The organism is Cellulomonas septica (genome assembly GCF_012396155.1).
Taxonomy (GTDB): Bacteria; Actinomycetota; Actinomycetes; order Actinomycetales; family Cellulomonadaceae; genus Cellulomonas; species Cellulomonas septica.
The window spans coordinates 1-2,606 of record NZ_JAAXOY010000518.1 but is presented as its reverse complement, the minus strand read 5'-3'; the positions used below and the strand labels follow the sequence as shown (position 1 = coordinate 2,606).

At 75.2% G+C, this 2,606-nt stretch carries 3 protein-coding genes; all 3 read left to right on the top strand.

The window, feature by feature from the left end; all coding sequences use genetic code 11:
* A partial coding sequence (locus HGA02_RS15945) for an SbcC/MukB-like Walker B domain-containing protein (protein WP_281357200.1) occupies nt 1–990 on the top strand: 990 nt, incomplete at its 5' end.
* 235 nt (nt 991–1,225) lie between these two features.
* Nucleotides 1,226–1,759 carry a PAS domain-containing protein gene (locus tag HGA02_RS15940; RefSeq protein WP_343035525.1) on the top strand — a complete coding sequence of 178 codons (534 nt, stop codon included), beginning with the start codon at nt 1,226–1,228 and terminating at the stop codon, nt 1,757–1,759.
* On the top strand, nt 1,756–2,606 hold an 851-nt coding region (locus tag HGA02_RS15935; RefSeq protein ID WP_168680067.1), incomplete at its 3' end, for a methyl-accepting chemotaxis protein. The genes HGA02_RS15940 and HGA02_RS15935, both read left to right, overlap by 4 nt.

Sequence of the window (2,606 nt, the reverse complement as noted above, 5' to 3'; positions counted from 1 at the left end):
GACGCGGTCGACGCCCTGCGCGCGCTCGACGAGGTGCTCGCCCGCGCCAACGCCCTGCTGCTCGCCGACCGGCAGGCCGCGCAGCAGCGCATCGGCGCCGCCCGCGACGCGCTGCGCCGCACGTTCGAGACGTTCGTCGAGCGCTGGCCCGACCCGAACCTCGGCACCGACCCCGACGCGTCGTACGGCGACTTCGCGCGCGTCCTCGTCGACCTCGAGACGAGCGGGCTGCACGACCTCGAGGCCGAGTGGCGCCGCAGCCTCCTGCGGCTGTCCGGCAACGACCTCGCCGACCTGCACAGCGCGCTCGCGCGGTCGGTCCGGGAGATCAAGGAGCGCATCCGGCCGGTCAACGACATCCTCGCGGACCTGCCGTTCGCCGACGACGAGCACCGGCTGCGGATCGACGCGCGCGACACGCAGTCGACCGTCGTCGCCCGGTTCCGCAAGGAGCTGCGCGACCTGCGCGAGGTCCTCGCGACCGACGCGACCGACGCCGAGCGTGAGCGCCGGTACGTGCGCATGGCGAAGGTCGTCGACCGGATCCGCCGCACCGCGCCCGACTTCGCCGACCTCGTCGACGTCCGGCGGCACGTGCGGCTGTCGGCCGAGAAGGTCGACCTCGAGGGCCGGCACGTCGCGCTGTACGACCACATCGGCGAGAAGTCCGGCGGCGAGTCGCAGGAGCTCGTCGCGTTCATCGTCGGCGCCGCGCTGCGCTACCAGCTCGGCGACGCGGGCGCCGAGCGCCCCCGGTACGCGCCCGTGTTCCTCGACGAGGCGCTCATCAAGGCCGACGCGCGGTTCACCGGCCGCGCGATCGGCGCCTGGCGCGGGCTCGGGTTCCAGCTCGTCATCGGCGCGCCCAACGACAAGTTCAGCGCGCTCGAGCCGCACGTCGACCTCGCCTACGTCGTCCTCAAGGACGCGTCGGGGCGGTCGCGCACCAAGCCGGTCGTCGGCGTCCCGGACGGCACGACGACCCCCTGACGCGCGCGACGCCGGGCACACCGTCAGGACGTGCCCGGCGTCACACGCGCTTCGCCCGGCGGCCGGGACGGAGGTCCCACGCGGGGGCGTCGGCGGACGGCCGCGTCGGGACGCGTCACCCGTTCGCCGCACGCGGGCGCTTCACCGCAAGCCGCGCAGCCGGGAGCGTCGGTCCGTCGCGTGCGGACGCGACGCAGGCGACAGCCCGGGGAGCGACGTGCGGCAAGCGACAGGCGTGGTCCCGACGTCCGAGGAACGGACGTTCGGCCGCGAGGAGATCATCGTCTCGAAGACCGATCCGCAGGGGCGGATCACGTACGCGAACGACGTGTTCGTGCGCGTGTCCGGCTACCGGCGCGACCAGCTGCTCGGGCGGCCGCACGCGCTCATCCGGCACCCGGACATGCCGCGCGCGATCTTCCGCACGCTCTGGGACACCGTGCAGCAGGGGCAGGAGATCTTCGCGTACGTGAAGAACCTCGCAGCGGACGGCGCGTACTACTGGGTGCTCGCGCACGTCACGCCGTCGACCGACGAGACCGGCGCGACCGTCGGCTACCACTCGAACCGGCGGCTGCCCGACCCCTCCGCGGTGCGCGCCGCCGAGGAGCTGTACGGCGTCCTGCTGGCCGAGGAGAGCCGGCACGCCACGGGCAACGCCGCGGTCGACGCGTCGTCGGCCGTGCTCGCCGACCTGCTCGCGGGCGACGGGACCACGTACGACGCCTGGGTGTGGGACATCATCAACAGCCACGGCGGCACGCGATGAGGCGGCCCGCGAAGGTCTCCGTCGCGCCGCCCGCACCGACCACGCCGGCCGTCGACCCGGCCGTGCTCGCCCCGCTCGTCGAGACGCTGCGGCGCGCGTCGTCCGGCGACCTCGAGGCCCGCGTGCCCGAGCAGGCCGACCCGACGCTCGCCGAGCTGGGCGACCGGCTCAACGGGCTGCTCGACGTGGTGGACGCGTTCGTCCGGGAGTCCGGCGCCGCGCTTGCCGCGTCGGCGGAGGGCCGCTTCCACCGCACGCTCATCGAGCGCGGCATGCCGGGCGCGTACCGCGACGGCGCCCGGCGGATCAACGCCGCGCGCGACGTCATGCGCGACGCCGACGAGGCCGCGCACCGCGAGGAGGAGGTGCGCCAGGACATGGGCGCGCAGGCCGTCGAGGTGTCGCAGCACGTCGCCGCCGCGTCCACCGAGCTGGGTGCGTCCGCGCACGCGCTACGGCACGCCGTGCGGCAGGGCGTCGACGAGCTCGAGTCGACCGTCGCGCTCGTGGCCCGGCTGCGCGAGGCGTCGTCGACGATCGGCGCCGCGGTGACGCTGATCCAGGACGTGTCCGCCAAGACCCGCCTGCTCGCGCTCAACGCGACGATCGAGGCCGCACGGGCCGGCGACCGGGGACGCGCGTTCGGGGTCGTCGCCGACGAGGTCAAGTCGCTGTCCGACCGCGTCGCGGCGTCGTCGGCGGAGATCGCGGAGCAGGTCGAGGAGGCGCAGCAGGCGTCGCGCGACGTCGACGCGTCGATCGGGCGGGTCGCCGGGCTGATCGCGGAGATCGACGACGCCGCCGCGGGCGTCGCCGAGGCCGCGGGGCACGACGCGGGTGGGCTGGC